The 18,597-nt window shown below is 53.3% G+C and carries 18 protein-coding genes; 10 read left to right on the top strand and 8 right to left on the bottom strand.

All coding sequences use genetic code 11. The features are described from left to right. Positions 1–144 precede the first annotated feature (144 nt). Positions 145–732 (top strand): leucyl/phenylalanyl-tRNA--protein transferase, encoded by a 588-nt coding sequence (gene aat, locus JUJ53_RS07400; protein ID WP_343327913.1) that lies wholly within the window; start codon positions 145–147, stop codon positions 730–732. Between the two features lie 12 nt (positions 733–744). Here the strand turns inward: aat and JUJ53_RS07395 are convergent, their stop codons facing one another. The 6 genes from JUJ53_RS07395 to JUJ53_RS07370 form a co-directional block, all read right to left on the bottom strand. After that, positions 745–1,608 carry a stomatin-like protein gene (locus tag JUJ53_RS07395; protein ID WP_204151355.1) on the bottom strand — a complete coding sequence of 288 codons (864 nt, stop codon included), beginning with the start codon at positions 1,606–1,608 and terminating at the stop codon, positions 745–747. 230 nt (positions 1,609–1,838) lie between these two features. Beyond that, a complete protein-coding gene (locus JUJ53_RS24605) occupies positions 1,839–2,324 on the bottom strand; it encodes an NfeD family protein (protein WP_204151354.1) in 486 nt (161 codons plus the stop codon). Positions 2,325–2,879: 555 nt separating this feature from the next. Beyond that, positions 2,880–4,820, bottom strand: coding sequence for an alpha/beta hydrolase (locus tag JUJ53_RS07385; protein WP_204151353.1), 1,941 nt, complete (start codon positions 4,818–4,820; stop codon positions 2,880–2,882). Between the two features lie 686 nt (positions 4,821–5,506). Beyond that, positions 5,507–7,048 carry an anthranilate synthase component I gene (gene trpE / locus JUJ53_RS07380; RefSeq protein WP_204151352.1) on the bottom strand — a complete coding sequence of 514 codons (1,542 nt, stop codon included), beginning with the start codon at positions 7,046–7,048 and terminating at the stop codon, positions 5,507–5,509. A gap of 230 nt (positions 7,049–7,278) precedes the next feature. Beyond that, positions 7,279–7,707 carry a photosystem I reaction center subunit II PsaD gene (locus tag JUJ53_RS07375; protein WP_204151351.1) on the bottom strand — a complete coding sequence of 143 codons (429 nt, stop codon included), beginning with the start codon at positions 7,705–7,707 and terminating at the stop codon, positions 7,279–7,281. A gap of 162 nt (positions 7,708–7,869) precedes the next feature. After that, positions 7,870–9,501, bottom strand: a complete 1,632-nt coding sequence (locus JUJ53_RS07370; RefSeq protein ID WP_204151350.1) for a hypothetical protein — start codon at positions 9,499–9,501, stop codon at positions 7,870–7,872. A 665-nt stretch (positions 9,502–10,166) separates the two neighbouring features. Between JUJ53_RS07370 and JUJ53_RS07365 the strand changes: the two genes are divergently transcribed. The 5 genes from JUJ53_RS07365 to JUJ53_RS07350 all read left to right on the top strand — a co-directional run bounded on the left by JUJ53_RS07365 (position 10,167) and on the right by JUJ53_RS07350 (position 12,329). Then, on the top strand, positions 10,167–10,520 hold the full coding sequence (locus JUJ53_RS07365; RefSeq protein ID WP_204151349.1) for an iron-sulfur cluster assembly accessory protein: 354 nt from the start codon (positions 10,167–10,169) through the stop codon (positions 10,518–10,520). 185 nt (positions 10,521–10,705) lie between these two features. Then, the gene (locus tag JUJ53_RS07360; RefSeq protein ID WP_239124856.1) at positions 10,706–11,143 is read left to right on the top strand and encodes a hypothetical protein; all 438 of its coding nucleotides are present in this window, start codon (positions 10,706–10,708) and stop codon (positions 11,141–11,143) included. A gap of 381 nt (positions 11,144–11,524) precedes the next feature. Next, on the top strand, positions 11,525–11,722 hold the full coding sequence (locus tag JUJ53_RS24600) for a hypothetical protein (protein ID WP_239124855.1): 198 nt from the start codon (positions 11,525–11,527) through the stop codon (positions 11,720–11,722). Between the two features lie 87 nt (positions 11,723–11,809). Then, the gene (locus JUJ53_RS07355) at positions 11,810–11,992 is read left to right on the top strand and encodes a hypothetical protein (RefSeq protein ID WP_204151348.1); all 183 of its coding nucleotides are present in this window, start codon (positions 11,810–11,812) and stop codon (positions 11,990–11,992) included. An 85-nt stretch (positions 11,993–12,077) separates the two neighbouring features. Beyond that, on the top strand, positions 12,078–12,329 hold the full coding sequence (locus JUJ53_RS07350; RefSeq protein WP_204151347.1) for a hypothetical protein: 252 nt from the start codon (positions 12,078–12,080) through the stop codon (positions 12,327–12,329). Positions 12,330–12,352: 23 nt separating this feature from the next. Here the strand turns inward: JUJ53_RS07350 and JUJ53_RS07345 are convergent, their stop codons facing one another. Beyond that, positions 12,353–12,718 carry a hypothetical protein gene (locus JUJ53_RS07345; RefSeq protein WP_204151346.1) on the bottom strand — a complete coding sequence of 122 codons (366 nt, stop codon included), beginning with the start codon at positions 12,716–12,718 and terminating at the stop codon, positions 12,353–12,355. A gap of 319 nt (positions 12,719–13,037) precedes the next feature. Between JUJ53_RS07345 and folD the strand changes: the two genes are divergently transcribed. From folD to JUJ53_RS07325, 4 genes are all read left to right on the top strand, one after another. After that, complete coding sequence (gene folD / locus JUJ53_RS07340; protein WP_204151345.1) at positions 13,038–13,901, top strand: bifunctional methylenetetrahydrofolate dehydrogenase/methenyltetrahydrofolate cyclohydrolase FolD; 864 nt, start codon at positions 13,038–13,040, stop codon at positions 13,899–13,901. A gap of 77 nt (positions 13,902–13,978) precedes the next feature. Beyond that, positions 13,979–14,893, top strand: a complete 915-nt coding sequence (crtE, locus tag JUJ53_RS07335) for a geranylgeranyl diphosphate synthase CrtE (RefSeq protein ID WP_204151398.1) — start codon at positions 13,979–13,981, stop codon at positions 14,891–14,893. Between the two features lie 90 nt (positions 14,894–14,983). Then, the gene (locus JUJ53_RS07330) at positions 14,984–15,439 is read left to right on the top strand and encodes a divergent PAP2 family protein (protein ID WP_204151344.1); all 456 of its coding nucleotides are present in this window, start codon (positions 14,984–14,986) and stop codon (positions 15,437–15,439) included. A gap of 8 nt (positions 15,440–15,447) precedes the next feature. Continuing rightward, a complete protein-coding gene (locus JUJ53_RS07325; RefSeq protein WP_204151343.1) occupies positions 15,448–15,822 on the top strand; it encodes a hypothetical protein in 375 nt (124 codons plus the stop codon). A gap of 10 nt (positions 15,823–15,832) precedes the next feature. Here the strand turns inward: JUJ53_RS07325 and JUJ53_RS07320 are convergent, their stop codons facing one another. After that, the gene (locus JUJ53_RS07320) at positions 15,833–18,346 is read right to left on the bottom strand and encodes a CHAT domain-containing protein (RefSeq protein WP_204151342.1); all 2,514 of its coding nucleotides are present in this window, start codon (positions 18,344–18,346) and stop codon (positions 15,833–15,835) included. Positions 18,347–18,597: the final 251 nt, after the last annotated feature.

The raw sequence follows: 18,597 nt of genomic DNA, 5'->3' as shown, positions 1-18,597 counted from the left end.
CATCTGGGATGCTCTGGAGTCTACGCCTATCTAGGGTGATCAGCCGGCTGATCATTAGCATAGGAGCGTGACTAGAGAACCATACCTAGGGGTGATCGGCAACGTTGTCAGTCTTTCATCATCCGTGAGGCTCAGACGCGCTTGATCAGTTCTTCCCAGTATGACATCCCCACCTTGATTCACGGCTATGCCCAAGGCTATTTTTTGATGGCCGATGAGGAGGGCAACAACCTCAACTGGTATGCCAGCCGTCAGCGCACCCTCATCCCCCTCGACGATCGCTTTCATTATCCCAAGTCGCTGCGGCGGGTCTTGAATCAAAACTGCTTTTCCTTGGCCATCGATCGCGCCTTTCAAGACGTCGTCAATGGCTGTGCCGATCGCGACCAGACGTGGATTTCTGAGGAACTCAAGGAGATCTACCAGCAGCTCCACGAAGCTGGCTGGGCCCATAGCATTGAAACCTGGCGAGACGATGAGCTAGCGGGCGGCATTTTGGGCATTGTGATTGGCGGTGCCTTTATTGGCGAGTCGATGTTCTACCGCATTCCTGATGGCTCTAAGGTGGCGATGGTGAAGCTGGTTGAACGGCTGCGATCGCAACGGTTTTTGCTCTTCGATGCCCAGATGATGAATCCTCATCTAGCGCGGTTTGGGGCGTATAACGTCACCGATAGTGCCTACCGTAATCTTCTGCGCCGCGCCATTGCCCAAGAGCGATCGCTGCTCTAGACGCTAGCTATGTTAACGATTCGACGGTTCGCCTGACGGTGGCTGGGAGCCGCCATTGGGCGGCTCGTGGCCAGGAGACATCAGCTCGGCCATGCCTTCGGTCATCGCCTTCGGATCCATAAAGAGAATCTTAGCGTTGTTGCTTTGACCTAAACGGTAGTTGGTCTCCATGTACTTTTGAGCCACTAGGTATTGCAATACCGCTTGGGGATTCGTTTGCTCCTTCAACGCATCGGAAATGAGGCGAATCGACTCAACGGTACCCTGGGCTTCTTCAATGGCGGCTCGCTTCTTCCCTTCCGCCTCAGCGATCGCTGCCCGTTTTTTACTCTGGGATGCCCGCTCTAGCTCAAGGGACTCCCGTACCCGCTCGGGAATGGTGATGTTCTGCACTTCCACCCGTAATACCTTCACGCCCCATGGAGCCGTCGCTTCATCAAGCTGATAGAGCAACCGTTGATTTAAGCGCCCTCGGGATGAATAGGTTTCCTCCAGCTCCATCAAACCGATGTCTGATCGCAAGGTGGTCGTCACCAGGTCAGCCAGCGCTTTCTCAATGTCCTCCACCGCGTAATAGGTCTGCGGCAGTTCCAAAATACGCCAATACACCACCGCATCAACGCCCAAGGCAATGTTGTCTTTGGTGATCGCTTCCTGGGGCGGAATATCGAGCACCTGCTCACGGGTCGTGTCTTCCCACACCACCTTATCTAAGCCCGGCACGATGAAATTCAGCCCCGGCGTCAGCTTACGATGGAAGCGTCCCAGCCGCTCTACCAAGGCCTCGTTGCCCTGGTTAATAATTTTGACCGAGCCCACCATATACCCAACAACGGCAAGCACCAATGCAGCAAGGACAGTAATCTCAGGAGCCATAGGATAGACTGCGGTAAAAGGATGCGGGCAAGGATATGGGCAAGGATGCGGGCAAGGATGTGGGCAAAGAGGGCGATCGCCAGCAGGACATAGATTCAACCGTAAGGGCTACACGCTAGGGCCAGCGTGGCTCGTTCCATCATTTAGGTTTAGATATCTCTCTCTAGCCAGCTAGCGTTAGCTAGGCGCATTCTAGCATTCCCATCCCACAAGGATTCAGGCCACCTCCATCACCGCTCTGCCCCGTTGGACGAAAGACGGGAGGGCGGCAGCGGCACATAGGTCGGCACCACAATCAAGGTATTATTTTGGCGGCCCACCACTAAGACAATTTGCCCAGGAGCGATCGCCCCATAGTCTAAATGACAGCAGGCTTTCCAGAGGGCACCGTTATACCAAACATGACCATAGCCTTGGATCGGTATTTCTTCATGCACCGTCGCTTCCACAGGCAGCCGCAGCACATCCGACTCCCGAGGAATAAATCCCTGCATGAGAACCGTGAAGGCAATGGAAAGGATGATCCATACTACAATCTGTAGGCTGTAACTCAAGGCTGGATGAACTGAGGCGATCGCCGTAATCAGCGCCGCAAGCCCCAGCGACAGCATCACCGGTTCGCCTACAAAGCAGCCTAAGGCTAGGGTGGCTAAACCACTTAGTAGCCATAGACCCTGATTTGACAGTAACTGTTCAAAAAAATCAAGGCTATCCACAGGTCGTCCCCCATCGAATGGCACGAGGAAATCGCGGCAATCTCACGTCCAATACATTCGGGGGAAGCAGTCAAATGCCAAGGCATCTGCGCTTTTGTGATGGTTCAATACACTGCACCCCGAAGGCTCCAACAGACTTAGGGCGATCGCCTCCAGATCTAGATATGTGACGCATCGCTTATCCTGGGCAACAGGTTTGATGATCCGCCAACAAGCTGACGATCAGAACGTAACCAAGTGGGAGCAGCTCCTACTTGCGATCCCACATTGATGGCATATTCATCATGGTGGGAGCAGCCCTTACGCTAGATCACATGGTTGTGGCGTATTCATCACCCATGATCCCGTCCCTAGACGATCGCTCCTCTAGACATAGATACAAAAGCTCCATGCCCCCTATCGAGCGCGTCATAATTCTTCAAACAATCCGGAAAACCTGGTAAGTTGGCAGCCGTGATGGGCAGATCGTTCACACGTCTAGATCGGCTGTATAACCAGTGTAGCGATCGCCTCTCGGTTTCTTCATCCGTACCCAAAAATATTTACGGATCGGGTCTATGGGCGCGATCGCCCCCCAAACCAACGACGGCGCTGACGATGTTGGCTAAAGAATCGATGCCCAGCCACCAATAATTGCCCACCGGGTAAAATCAACATCACCAACGGCAGTTTATCGAATAGGCACCGTCCCGAGCGGCACATCACCTGGGAGGATTGGGATGATTTACTCAGGGTGGAGGCCACCAATTGCTCTAGCGGTGCCGCCTTTTGCATCCAAGTGGGCAAGTCCTCTGGCAGTTCTTGATTGAGCCGGAGCTTTAACGTGTCCGAGGAAAAGGATTGAACGTAGGCGGCATCCAAAAAGGGTGCGTAGAGATCCGCTTCTGGCGTTAGCTGCTTAATAAACGCTAGGCTAAATCCTCGCAGTAGATGCCGCAGCGGCTCCGTGTCTTGCTGAGCACGTTCTCGCACAAAAATATTCTGGGTGAGAGCATAGTTGAGGTTGCTCGGATCGCCCACACTCAAATGGGTACCGCCAATCACCGACAGCAAATACTTCTCAGATTGTAGGTAGGTAAAGGGCAACAACTGCTGGCTAATGGCGGGGGTAATCGGGTCATCCGTACCTACTAAAATCATCGTGGGCACGGTGATCTGAGCCAAACTGGCTTCGTCAAACATCCGCCCCATCACTGGGTTCATGGCCATCACCGCCGCCACCCGTTCATCTCGAAAATTAAGCTGCTGATCGGGCAGGTCGGCAGCGCTACACTGCAGCCAATCGGAGGGCGCAAAGCCAAGAATGGTAGGATCGTTACAAAACTGCCGCAGGTGCTCTAGGTTGAGGGGAGCGCCGGCCAAGGTTAAGGCCGTATAGCCGCCCAGGGAATGGCCAATCACCACAACTTGGCTAGTGTTGACCCTATCTCGCAAAATGCTGGAGTAGCGGTTGAGCCGCGTCAGTTCATCCAGCACAAAGGTGACGTCTTTGGGGCGATCGACAAACTCGGTGGCGGGTAGCAAGTCTCCGGGCTTATTGTCTCGCTCAAATTGCCCTAGCGCTAGGTCATTCAGCCAATTGACGCTACTCCCAGGATGCTCGACAGAGGCCACCGTTAGCCCATGGGATGCGAGATGATTGGCCAGGTAGTTGAAGAAGCGGCGATCGGCTCCAAAGCCATGGGAGAGAACTACGAGGGGGCCGCTAGAGCGATCGCTCCAGTATAAATCGACGGGAATCGTGCGGTTGCGTTCGCGATCGCGCAAGTTCAGGGTCTGACGGCGCACGGGACGGTAGCCTGATTCTGTGGGATCGAAGGCTCCATGAAAAGGCACCGTTTCCGCCGTTAATTCTCGCTCTAGGGTGGAACGAAGCGACTGACTTTGCCAATAGGGCAAGCTCATCTGGGAGGCCATGGCGATCGCCGCCTGCAGATCCAGGGTGACGGTTTCCTCGGGGAAGCTTTTGAGAATGCCCAGCAGACTCAGCCCCTTAGAGGTTTGGGCAGCCGTCGTTAGAGTTTGCTGCAACTGCTCGGGGGTGCTGTCTACAACAATCACCTCTAGCATCGAGAGCAGGCGATCGCCCGCTGAGGAGTTGAGCAGGTCTTGGACTAGCACTTCCCCTACCGCTGGATCCACCTGTAGGTAGCCATTTAGGGTGTGGCGCACATCATCGCCCATGAAGGCGGAATAGAGGTGAAGAGAGGGGGGCACCGTTCCCGTTTGGGCAAAAGTTTCTAGGTCAGCGATCGCCACCGACTGTCTTAGCGGGCCTAAGCGTACTGCCACCTGCTCAGCAGCGATCGCCGATCCACCGTTCCACAGCACCGCCGCACCCAACAAACAGCCCCAGCCATAGCGCAGTCTACAGCGCAGTCGCCGAGACCAAGAGGACGACGGGCTCGCAGGCTTCACCAATCTATCCCCTACCGGCAGGGGCACCTCTTCCGAGGGCAAGCGATGATGATCACGAATGGAGGGTGGCGTGTTCACGGACGTTTCACGACGTTAAAACCAACAATAGGGGGCGATCGCGGGCTTTAGAACGATACTTCGCTAGCAACTAGGTCTTCTTGCCCTGTCGATTACCCTATCAACAGAAGCGACCCCGATCACCCTTCCTCCGGGTGATTTATGGAAGAACTGGGAGCGATCGCCCGAGGCTGACAGAACATAACTTTCCCATAGGCATGATAGTCAAAACCTTGCAGCCATAAGGTTGCAGGCGTACCGATTGACTCCTAGATCTGCTTCAAAGCATGGCCCATGGCCAAACCAGATGGCTGGAGCCTATCCAGCATCTGAGTCCAACATGTTCTACCCGCCTGGAGCCATCTAGTAACGTTTTATGTACCTTGAGCCACGGCAAGGGTAAATTACAGAACCCTTGTCAAACGGTTGATGGCGCATCCTGAGCGCCTCGCTCTTCCCTTAATATACCCACTTAAGAGCAGCCACGATCCAGGCAAGAAACAGGGCAGGCGCATCTCACTTTTGTAACCCTCACCCTAAATCCCTCTCCCAAGTCGGGCGAGGGACTTTGATTCAACGAGCAGACAACCCTATTGATTCGGAGGATGCGGTAGGTTAACGCGTCAACGTTTTACAAGACGGTGCGTTACGGCTTTTCCTAACAGCACACTACTTCGAGGACTGGGAATTCCTGCTGCCAGCCTAAATTACTGCGCCGATCCAGCTAAGCAGCGAATCGCCTCCAACATGCCGCGCGCCTTGTTTAGGGTTTCTTGATACTCCCGTTCGGGCACCGAGTCGGCTACCAGACCCGCGCCAGCCTGCACGCTGACCGTATGGGAGCCATCTGCTTGACGGCGCACCACCATGGTACGAATGGCGATCGCTGTATTGAGCTGTCCTTCAAAATCGTAGTAGCCATAGGCACCGGAGTAGGGGCCCCGGCGATCGGGTTCGAGGTCGTGGATAATCTCCATGGCGCGAATCTTGGGCGCACCGCTGACGGTTCCTGCCGGAAAGCAAGCCTTGAGCAAATCCCAAGCCGTTTTGCTGGGCGACAGAGCACCAACCACGTTACTGACGATGTGCATGACGTGGGAGTAGCGCTCCACCAGCATCAGCTCATCCACCGTGACGCTGCCATTTACGCAAACTCGCCCCAGATCATTGCGCCCCAAGTCTACGAGCATGACGTGTTCCGCCACCTCTTTAGGATCCTGGAGTAAATCCGTAGCCAGATCCCGATCCTCTGCCACCGTCTTGCCGCGCGGCCGAGTGCCGGCAATGGGTCGTAGGGTGGCGATCGCCTCCGTCGATTCTGCCGATCGCTCGGCCTTGACCATCACCTCTGGACTAGAGCCAATAATTTGCCAGTCGCCAAACTGGAAGTAGGCCATGTAGGGCGATGGATTAATCAAGCGCAGGGAACGGTATAGCGCAAAGGGATCGCCGGTGTATTGGGCTGTCAACCGCTGGGAGATGACGACTTGGAAAATGTCGCCATCGCGAATGTGGGCCTTGGCCGTTTCCACGTTGCGGCAATAGTGCTCCGGCTCGGTGTTGCTGGTGTAGTTGAGGGGAGCGCGGGACGCATCCGACGGCGGCGTCCATTCCAGCACCGTGTCTTGATTGGTCAACGGCAGTTGCAGCTTGCTCACCAAGCGATTCACGCAGGCACAGGCTTGATCATAGGCTTGGCGCAGATCGGTGTCTGGATCGCGTAAATCCGCATAGGCGATCGCCCAGATCTTGCGCTGCACTTGGTCAAAAATCAGCAAATGGTCAATCTGCATCCAGAGACCATCGGGCAAGTCGTCATCCGTGAGCGGATGCACCGGCACCCGTGGCTCAATCCAATGAATCAGCTCATAGCCCCAAAAGCCAAATAGGCCGCCAATGCCCGGCGGGAGCTGGGGCAAGGTCACCGGCTTATAGGGAGACAAACAGTCTGATAGGGCGGTGAAGGGATCGCCCTCAAAGATCTGAGTTTCGCCACTGCGGTGGGTTTGAATGGTGCGATCGCCCCTTGCTTCTAGCACCCATACAGGGTCGCACCCCAATAGACTATAGCGGCCAATGGTTTCGCCCCCCTCAATCGACTCCAGCAAGAAGCTATAGGGCTGCCCTGCACAGACCTTATACCAAGCCGACACGGGCGTATCGAGATCGGCGACCCATTCTTGATAGACCGGAACGAAATTTCCCTCTTGGGCCAAGGCTGAAAAGTCTTCAAACGTCGGAAAAATCATGCTGTGCTTCTCGTTGGCGATCGCGTCCTAAAAATCTATCATGCCGCTTGGCTCAAGGTTCACCGAGCCGGTAGACGATAGTCCACTTGTCGTCAGACTGTCGTCAGGCTGTTGTTAGAGAACCCCTGAAACGAAAAAATTGGAGGCAACTATAACCATTGCCTCCAACTCAGTATTATGAACGCTAGATTACAGATCAAATACTAGGCATAGCCCGAAGGCATCCCAGTTTATGCGTCAAAAGGTTGACGGCCGCTAAATTTGATCGTAGCCGGCTCAGGGTTGCTGCCAATATTGCGATCAACCTTGCCATTAAATTCCCGACCAGCATTCACCTTCTCAGGGAACACTCCATCTGCGGGATGGAGATATTGGATCTCCCCACTCGGGTAAACGCGATAGATTTTATAGTCTTCGATTCTAGGCTTGAACTTAGTGCGAAGCTGTGTACCCAGCGCCAAGCATTGCTCTTTGCGAGCCAAGTAGAGCAGATTTTCGCCCTCTTTCATGATGGCGGCTCCACCGGTCGGCATTTCAAACACCTGCTCTTTAGAACTAGTCCAGGTGATAGCGTACTTTTCCTCAACTTCAGCTTTGGTGAGCAGACCGCCTGTGCTGCCACCGAAAATAGGAGTTTGTCCAGTAAGCGTTTCCGTCATGAGTTTTTACTCTGAGCATTTTTAAGGAATGCTATCACTCATGTTTTACCAACCGTTCACCTTCGTATGGATCTGTAACAGTTCTTCAGGGTTCTTGTTACGGTCGTTAACAGTTTTTAGATTCCAGACGGTTAGATTCCAGACGGTCGATGTGCCGCTGGATCAAAGGTCAAACCTGGGCATGAGTTGCAGCATCCCTAGCCCTAAATCTTGCTTGGAGAGCGATCGCACCTCAAATAGGGCCATCATGTCATTCATGCCCGGCGAGCCGCGAGATGCCCCCTTAAGCCCCCGAGCAATCACCAATCCGCACATGCCAGAGGTCTGTTGACAGCGCCGATCCCATTTTTTCCGCGCCTGAATATGCACCGGATCGTCGTCAACAAACTCGCCAAATAGATGGTTTTCGCCATTAATCGTTTGCAAAATACCCAGGTCATAGCGCGCCCCGACAAAAGGATCTTCCCCAGGGCTAAACCCAATCCCCTGCAGCCCACCCCCAGCCTGCAACGCTTCAATCATGGCGATCGCTTTGGGTCGAGACGTTTGAATCAACACAATCGGCAACCCATCCGCCGCTTCAGGAATAGCATCCGTCGCTGCCTGGTAGGTGCGGGCCAGCTTCCGCACCATGGCAACAACCTCCCAGGGCATGGCTCCCAAGCTATAAAAAGCATCCTCAGGCATGAGATCGCTGCTCAAGAACGGTAGGGAGTCGATATCATCGTCTGAAGCCAGATCGTCTGCCATGGCCGCTAGGTCATCTGCCACATCTGGCAAGGTTGAAACCTGCACCAACACTTTTTCAGAGTCCTCCGTGGGATTAGGAATCCGATAGCGACCCGTTTTCTTCGGAAACTGATCGATGGCGAGGCTTGCGAGATGGTTACGAAAGAACCGACGCAGGGCAGATAGGGCCAACAGCACCGTTACCGCTTCCTCGTCATACAGCACCGGACGCATTCCCTCTAAGGGATGCAGGTTGCCAAAATGAGGCTCAACCGTACTGCCATCCTCCCCTGCCTTGGGATCTAGAACGATCTCAAGGTCATCCTCCTCCAGCACATCGTAGGTGAGAAATAGGCAATCTTGGGACAAAAAGGCCTCCTCTAAGAGCTGGGGAGACTCATCGGATAGGGTCATCACCTGCTGACGAAATGCCTTCAGAGAATCGAGGGAGCGGTACATTAAAATCCCATACTCCATCTCTTCCATGCCCAAAATAGAGGCATAGAGCGTTGTGACTTCCGCCTGCTTAACCACAATCTCTAAAATCTTCTCTTCATCCAGGCGTTGCCAAGGTGCATCCTGCCAAAGTCCTTCCGCAACCTCAAGGAGGGGTTGAGCATAGGCCTCAGGCAACTGGGGCGCACGGTTCGATACAAAATCGTACAGCCCGCGAAAGATTTCATCGATCAGCGGTAGCTCAGGCACATAGTCAACAATGATGTCGAGCCCCTGTAAAACACCGCGCAGGTAAAACTGAATTTCACGGTTGCGCACCAAAATCTTTTTGGGTCGGCTAGGACGGGAGGGACTATGGGGCGATTCCATCGATCGCAACAGCCCACGCACGATCACCTCAGGCCCCGTATCACTAGACACCAACTCCATCGACCGCACCACTGCATCGGTACCATCGACCCACAAAATGCATTCATCACCCTTGGAATTGGCACCGATATCGGCAATCGATGCTCGACTGCCGAGAGCACAGCGATCGCCCTCCCAAACACTAGAAGACTGAGGCAATTTCTGGAGTCGGCGACGGGTTGAACGATTCAGCGCAGTCATAGAATTAATAAGTAATGCGTACAGAGACAACCTAAGCAACTTTCAAGGCAACGTTTTTAACGGTAGCGCTTGCCAAAGTTGATGGGAACAATAATTTTCTTATAGCGCGAACCCATGATTCTGATCCGTCCTACATGACCTATGACGACTGCCACCTAGTCCCTGCGGCTATCTTGGTCTATTCTTACAGCCGCTCATGTTGCCGCTGTTAGGGGTGAAGCAATAGAGCGATCGCTACCCTAGTCATTCGATTTACGTAAAGACAGGACTTCATTGAATCCGCTACCATCAGAATAGTGAATTGCAGCGGTGAACAGTATGGATGAAACTACCGTGAAACAATTCTTTGGCATTCTAGGCAGTCGGTGGCTCTCCATAAACCGTGGTGTAGGGTGATGTTAAGCACAGCCATAGCGCAATACCTACTAACCTCTAGGGCTACCTGCCAACCGTTGTTTGTAGTTTGCTAAACGACCACGGCCCTATGCTAGAAGCAGCTACGATCTTCTGGAATCGAAGCCATCGTGTAACCTTCACTCTATTCAATCTCATACCTCTCTCAACCGCTAGGGCAAGATGGTAGAACGAGTCACCCTGGGCTGCCGCCCTCGTCGATCAAGTCCATCTGCCAGCTACCGCTATCTCAAAGGAGTCGTTAAAATCCCATGACACAAGCAACTCAGTCTGCTAAACGAGGCATCATGATCTCGGATGCTGCCCTAGCCCATGTTCGGGCTCTCCGTGAGCAACAGGGTGAAGACCTCTGTTTGCGAGTTGGGGTGCGTCAGGGTGGTTGCTCAGGCATGTCCTACACCATGGACTTTGAGAGCCTTGAAAATATCCAAGAAACCGACGAAGTATTTGACTACGACGGCTTTCAGGTTGTCTGTGATCCTAAAAGTATGCTGTACCTATACGGGTTGATGCTGGACTACAACAATGCGCTGATCGGCGGTGGTTTTCAGTTCACCAACCCCAATGCATCCCAAACCTGTGGCTGTGGAAAATCCTTTTCCTAGGTCGCCTTCCTGCAAGCGGGAGCGATCGCCCTCGTAACATCATGCCTCTAAGCCGCTTTTCATAGCGGCTTTTTCTATCGGACAATCCGTCCGCCAACGAGAGATATCTCAGCTTTCTAGCCGCAGAAAGGCGTGGGGATCCCCCCTGAGACTATGATAAAAACCAATGTAGAGTATGCAAAACCATGATGGAAAACGTTGAGACCTTAAACGTTGATACCCTGTTTGACCAAGGACTAGAACGGTATCAAGCCGGGGAATCTCCAGCCGATTTGATTCCTGTTTTCAAAGAAGTATGCGATCGCGCCAGCAAAAGTAGCTCAGCCTGGACGTGCCTCTCTTGGCTCTACTTGCTAGAAGACAAGCCCAACTCTGCCATCAAAGCAGCCCAGAAGGCCGTCAAGCTCAATCCTCAAGATCCTCAAGCACGGGTCAATTTATCGATCGCCATGCTAGAAAAAGGGCAAAAAGGCGTACGGCAACATATTGAAGTTGCTACCCAGTTGGTAATGGCTGTACCCGAACTCAAGGAAGAAGTTGAGAAAAACTTTGCCGATGGCTTGAACCGCAAACCAGACTGGGAACATGCCCAGCGCGTCTATAACTGGATTTTCGGCAGCTAGGCTGAGACGTTGAGCACCACCGGCATGAGGAACACCATCTTCCATCCAACAATGCATTCCGGTGGGCCAAAACCTAAATCATGACCGGATGCCATGATTCAGCTACACCTGCGGTTATCTCTCACACAGGACTGTCTTATATTAAGAATTACGAATCCAATCCAAGTCGTAAACTCGTATATATCTGCCTGAATCTTACTTTTCGTCCATTCTTGAGGCGTTTATTACGTTTTAACAACAAAAACATCAAGAACGCTCAACTTAATTTAATAAATTCTCCAAGATTCTAATGATAAGATTCGGTGAAGTGAAAGATTAGCATTGCTCATCGCTTACCACTTTAAGTATTGATCGTCAGTTTTTAAATAGGGAGTTGGTTCTATGTTTACGAACACTGAGGTTGTTGGTATCAAGCCTGACACTCGTAATCATCGCGGGTTTTTCATTCAAGATGGGTCTTACAAACTCATGGGTATTGACGACTCCGGCTGGGCATTAATTTGTGTTGACGATGCCACATGCCACTATGTAGACCCAGATAATTTGCAGCAATTCATAGACGAGCAAGTAGGAAACTAGATTCCTTGACAATTTTTTTAATTGTTCTGTCTCTACAGATGTGGCTGTGATCTTCCCAAGATGCAGCCATATTTTTTGAGAGAGTTGATGGAGGCTACGCGACTCAACCTCACGACCCTAGCTCTCACCTATGGGTCGGGGTCGGCCCTAGCCCATGGAGATCTGGATAGTTTGCACGGCGGCTCAGGGATCAGCCGCTGTCTAGGTCAAGCCACCATTAAGAATGCTTGCCATCTAAAATGCTTGCCATCTAAAATGCTTGCCATCTAATGTACGAAAGGGCGATCGCTTTGTTAAGAATTAACACTAGAGCGGTGATGTCGTTAAGCGTCCTTCGTTGTATTTGAACTCTGTGATGAAAGATCGAATTTTTGGCTGGATTAACCTGGCCCTGATGGCTAATCTATTCCTCGTGTTATTCAGCTTTGCTTGGCTGGCGATCGCGGTCATTGGCAAAGGCGTTGGGGTTTCCCTAGGTCTAGATCTTTGGTATCGCCTTTGGGAACCGCTTTTTACCCCAGCCATCGGCATTTTGATGATTGGTGCCCTTTTGAGCGGGATCATCAGTTGGGTGAGCAAACGACTCAACCCTGATCTCCGGGGCTAGCGGTTGGGCGCTGGAGGCGATCGCTACTGCGGCGATCGCTCTAGTTGCTCCAATTCTTGGATGTAAACCTGGCTCTGGTCGCCATCTACGGCTGAGATGGGCTGGTGTTCTACCCTGCCTCGAATCTTGAGCTGCTCACCGGTTTGGATGGTGTCATCGGATGACAGTACCCAAATGTCTCCCGTTCTATCCTGGAGTTGGTAAACCTGTGCTCCTATCAACGGCACGCGATCGCCCACGGTGCCACGCACAATGACGGTGTGCCCTTGGCCAGCAGCATCCGTAGGAATAGACTCAATGGTCATGGTTAGGTTCATGCCCGGCAACAGTGCCAGTGGATTACCGCAGCCCAGCATCGTGGCTGCGATCGCCCCTAATCCCCATTTCATCCACCGTTGCCTACCCATGATGATGACCTATTTGGAGCATGACGGAACCGACACCGACACCTCTTTTACCTGAACGTTTCCCATGGCGTTGGGCATCTAGAGGATGTTGATGTTATCTGACGGAAATGGCTCTGCTTTGGATAGCCATCTAGTAGCCATCCAGCACTATCTTGCCCCATCAATCCGGCAATTTATCCTCTGAACGGCCCCAGGGTGAACCAAATCTGAGAAACTAATGGGACATGATGCACCACTCTAACCATGATTCCATGGTGCAGCACCTTGTTTCTCCATCCTATCTTGACGTCTATCTTCTACCATGGCTGGATTACTCGATGGTAAAGCCCTTGCCCAAAGCATACAGCAGGAGCTAAAAGACACAGTCGCCACCCTTGCCCCCGTCGTTGGGCGATCGCCCGGTCTAGCCGTGCTGATGGTGGGCGATAACCCGGCTAGTGCAGCCTATGTGCGGGGCAAAGAACGGGCCTGCGATCGCGTGGGTATTGCTTCCTTTGGTCAACATGTTCCCAAGAGCACGACCCAAGCCGAGTTAACCCAGATGATCCATGCTCTGAATGCCGACGATCGCGTTGATGGCATTCTGGTACAGCTACCGCTGCCGGATCATCTCGACAGCGTTGCCCTGCTCAACGAAATTCATCCCGACAAAGATGCCGATGGCTTACATCCTGTGAACATGGGTCGCCTCCTGCGGGGAGAACCAGGGCTACAAAGCTGCACGCCTGCCGGCGTCATGCGATTGCTACATCACTATCAGCTCCCCGTCGCTGGTAAACAGGCTGTGGTGCTAGGGCGCAGTATTCTGGTAGGTAAACCCCTGGCCCTGATGCTCTTGGCTGAACATAGCACGGTGACCATCGCCCACTCGCGCACGCCAGACCTGGGGGCGATCGCCCGCCAAGCGGATATCCTGGTGGCAGCCGTCGGACGTCCTGAGTTGGTAACCCCAGACATGGTCAAACCGGGGGCAGTGGTCATTGATGTAGGCATTAACCGCCTAGAAGATACCCAAGGAAAAAGCCGCCTCGTAGGCGATGTCCAGTTTGATGCCGTCCAAGACATTGCTAGCTGGATCACCCCAGTCCCCGGTGGCATTGGCCCCATGACCGTCGCTATGCTGCTGCAAAATACCGTTTGGAGCTATCAGCAACGGTTTCAGTAGCTTCAAATCCTGCCCCTCAAATCCCCCTTTGAATTTGCCCACACACCGCTCAACGTTTTACCCCAAGGAGTTTCGGGATAGTGTCTACCAACAACCCTCCATCCGTCGCCTTCAACCTCAAGCAGTATCTAGAGGAGCAGAAGCAGGTTGTAGAAACGGCCCTAGAAGAGGCGATCGCCGTTGTTTATCCTGAGAAAATCTATGACGCGATGCGTTATTCACTCCTAGCGGGAGGAAAACGTCTGCGGCCAATTCTCTGCTTGTCTGCCTGTAACCTCATAGGCGGGACAACCACCATGGCCATGCCCAGCGCCTGCGCCATGGAAATGATCCACACCATGTCTCTCATCCATGATGACCTCCCAGCCATGGATAATGACGACTATCGACGCGGCAAGCTGACCAACCATAAGGTCTATGGCGAAGATATTGCAATCCTTGCCGGTGATGGGCTGCTGGCCTATGCCTTCGAGTTTATCGCCACCCAAACGCAAGGGGTGCCTGCCGAGCGAGTATTGCAGGTGATTGCTCGGCTGGGGCGCGCTGTGGGTGCTGCCGGGCTCGTGGGAGGCCAGGTGGTAGATTTAGAGTGTGAAGGCAAACCCGATGTCTCGGTAGAAACCTTGACGTTTATCCATCGCCACAAAACCGGTGCCCTCTTGGAAGCATCCGTTGTCTGCGGTGCCATTCTGGGAGGAGCGTCCGACCCTCAACTGCAATGCCTGTCGGAGTATGCGCAAAATATTGGCTTAGCCTTCCAAATTGTCGATGATATTTTGGATATTACCGCTACGCAAGAGGAGTTGGGTAAAACAGCCGGTAAAGATCTGCTGGCGCAAAAGGCAACCTATCCCAGTCTCTGGGGGCTAGATGAATCTCGTCGCCAGGCCCAACAGTTAATCGATGCAGCCAAGGCTAATCTAACCTCCTTTGGCCCTGCAGCAGCGCCCCTCCTCTCGCTAGCCGACTACATTGTGTCCCGCAGTAACTAAGTGTCCCGCAGTAACGAACGAATCCATGAGTGCTGTCTTGCTCCAGTTCCTACCCCCTACTGCGTCCCTACCTATCCATGAGGAAAATTGATGCAAGACATTAGTGCGATTCTAGATAACCGCATTCTAATTGTGGCACTCCTGGCCTGCATTACCGCCCAAGGCATCAAGCCGTTTATTGAACTCATTCAGCATGGAAAGTTCAACGTACGAGCCATCGTTGAGTCGGGAGGAATGCCCAGTTCCCATTCTGCTTTGGTCACCGCTCTAGCGGCTGGAGTAGGGCAAAGTATCGGCTGGCAAACCGTGGAATTTGCGATCGCCTCTGTGTTCGCTATCATCGTGTTATATGACGCAATGGGAGTGCGGCAGGCAGCAGGCAAACAGGCTCGACTACTTAATCAAATGATTGACGAACTCTTCAGCGATCGCACCGAATTTAATGAAGATCGCCTCAAGGAAATTCTCGGTCATACCCCTCTAGAGGTTCTAGTCGGCTCCTTGCTTGGTCTGTTGATCTCCTGGCTAGCAGCTCCAGCGTATTAACATGAACCATGAAACGTCGTCCTCCGTCCCGCCCAATTCCCCCGATCCATGAAGTAGAAACTCCCCTCCATCTGCATGGCAGCAGCCCGCCATCCTCATCGTCTTGGCTCAGGCAAATGGTATCAACATCCCTTCAACATCCATGGGTGTTGTGGGGATCAGCTTGGGTAGTGACGGTCATCGTATCGTCCATTGCTCTGGCCCTCCTATCCAATCCGTTATTTACAACGCTCTCGCCTGCCCGTGAGGATGCAGGTCTTGCGCCACCTGCCACGGCTGTCCCGTCTAATCGCTCCACATCCCCATTTTGGGCCCTAGGCGCGATCGCCTTCACGTCTGTTCTAGGGTCTATGATGATTGCCCGGAGCGGCAAGCGTCGGTAGGCTCCCATATCTAGACTCTAAGCTGCTGCCAGCGTTCCCTCATTGCGGGCGTCCATAGCCAATCGACTTCTAAGCTCGTCAGTTGAAACTCAGCCGGGTTTTGTTCCAGAATCTGTTCTCGAAGAGCGATCGCCACCTGCACCGCTCGATCCGGTTCTGCTAACTGCCCTTGCTCGGCTAATTCATAGAGGGCGATCGCCAGTCCAGCATAGGTGGTCAGCCGATCCCGATCCCCTGCCAACCCTTGCAAGGACGGAGTCTCCAGGATCTCAATCCAGCCATCCGACTCAATCAACACCACCGGATCGGCCCCCTGGCGATCTAAGGTCTCTTGCCAAACCTGAAGCGCCTGTTCCCATTGCCCATCCTCCGCATAGGCAAAACCCAAGGCATTACCGTAAAGCACGGAGTCAGGACGCCCCTGAACTGCCGTTTGCCATAGCAAAATAGCATCACTAGGATTAAAGTTGGGATCCTCCAGCTTGGCCGCTTGCCAAGACAGTCGCCCGCGTAAAAAGCTCACGGTTGGATCGTTAAGATCGTCTACAGGTGCTGACTCTAAGGCAGACGCAGCAGCAGTTATGTTGCCTTCATCTAAGAGCTGGGTAATGAACTGATTAGCCTGATCGATCTCTCCCTGCTGAAGAGCTTCAATCGCCTCTCGGGTCTCTTGATTTAAAGCATCATCCACGGGCAGATCCTCACCATTGAGGGCATTCGGCTCATCTCCAGGCACAACGGCAGGCACATCTTGAGGCGATCGCTGCCACTGCAGCACGCCCAGCACCAGCAGCACAACTACGCCCCCGGCAATCACCCGCCAGCGCCAGTTGGCCCGTTGCAACCCCACCCAAGGTGAGATACTTGGCACCGACGGCGATACACTCACCGTCTCCCGCGACGCTAGCGGCATGTCCTTGCTCTCAGATGGTCTCTCAACCGTCGCCTGCTGCTCAGGAAGCGATTGCTCAGATGTGGCTAAGTCAGGCTGTTGATCATCTTGCCGGGAGGCGATCGATGGGGTGGGCGAGTCGGAAAGCTGCCGAATTAAGTCAGACACCACCAAAGCATCATCTTCATTGGGTAGCTCATCCAGCAAATCAGGCTCTTGCTCCCAAACGGCAGTTATCTCATCCCTGTCTCCTTCCTGACCTAACGGTTTGCGGTGATCAGCCCAATCAGAACGCTGGGTCTCGTCCTTGGCGCTCGGCAACGGAGCTGGCTCAGTGGGGGAAAGCGGCTCTAGAGTATCAGACCAATCTGGCAACAGCCCTCCCTCATCTCCCAACCAATCCCCCGGTTGCTCAATCTGCAGGCGATCGTTCCATACCAAGTAGCCATCCGAATCAGGGTGCAGGTATAAAACCGGCAGAGCCCAATACAAGTAGTGAGATGTATACACCGACATCAAAGCCTGCCTGGCTCGATTCAAACTCAAGTCAATGGGATACCCTTGCCGGAGGTTACGGTAGAACAACTGAGTGAGCGTGAGCGCCACATTATCAGGGATACATTCAGCCATAGCCAGTACAGCCGGCACCCCACGGCGAACGATCGCCGCCGCCAGATTATTGGCTCCCATTTCGCCTTGAGCATTAGCGGAAGCACTATAGGCTCCTCGGCAAGAATTGAGCACCACTAGGCGAATGCCATTATTGACCAACAATCCCGCTAAGTCTTGTCCACTCAGCGGCTCAGTTAGCCCTGTATGACGGTTAACAAGATATAAATCTCCGCCCATCTCGCCCAGATCGCTATGCCCCGAGTAGTGCAGCACATCATACTGTCCTTGCTCTAAGGCTTGGGTGAGTTGCTCTCGATCTGGTTGCTCTAAGATAGTTAATTGAACAGGAGGGCGATCGCCCCCTACATCAGGCACCACCGGATCGTTTTCTAACTCCTGCTTGAGATGCTGCACTTCCTGAGCCAAGGCAAGGCGCTCCTGGTCATCAGGCAAGGCAATCACCAACAAAATGCGCAAAATTGGATCCCGCTCCGTCCAAGACTTGCGTAAAGCAGAAGCAGAAGCCACTCCAGCCTGGTAACGAGAGAACATAATTTCTCCTGTCGCCACAGGATAGATCACCCCAGGACGAGCGCGATCGCCATCATGCATCACCTCCCACGGCAAGGCCAGCACATCCGTTCCCTTGAGACCTAAACGCAGCCGTAAATAGGTATTACGATGATTGGCAATCCCCTGAGCAATTACCCAGCTATCTCGCAAACTGCCCGTAAATAAAGCTTGATAGAGCTGATGCCCAAGATGCAGCAAGCCCGACGACGAGGAATGAGCCGCTCCAGTCTCTTGAAGATCCTGTGGCTCCAACGCATCACTGGATAACAAACCCAGCAAAGGACTCACCATACAGCGCTGAGCCTGCCGCATCCACACATCAATCGGCCAAGTCACCTGCTCCTCCGCCAACGGCACGCCTGGAGAGACCTTTTCCGTGCGAACAAGGTACTGATACGCTCCAATCGGAGTCAGGGAAATCTGAAATTCTTGAATGTCTTGAACCACGGCTACGCTGTCCCTCAAGATGAGCAACCCAGAGCCCTGCCACAGAGCTCCACGCTACAATCAACACCTTAATCGTAAACGGTCACCGAAAGCGATTCCAACTCTCAACAAAACACCCCCTCTACCACGTGGGCAGAGGGGGTGTTTTTAATAATAGCCCTGGCACCGAGCTATTTTTCCAGGGGGCTACCCCCCAAGTATCTTCGCCGCTGCAGCGTTTCACAACCGAGTTCGGGATGGGTCGGAGTGGT

The organism is Leptolyngbya sp. CCY15150 (assembly GCF_016888135.1).
GTDB lineage: Bacteria > Cyanobacteriota > Cyanobacteriia > RECH01 > RECH01 > RECH01.
This window is presented reverse-complemented; position numbering and strand designations above follow the sequence as displayed.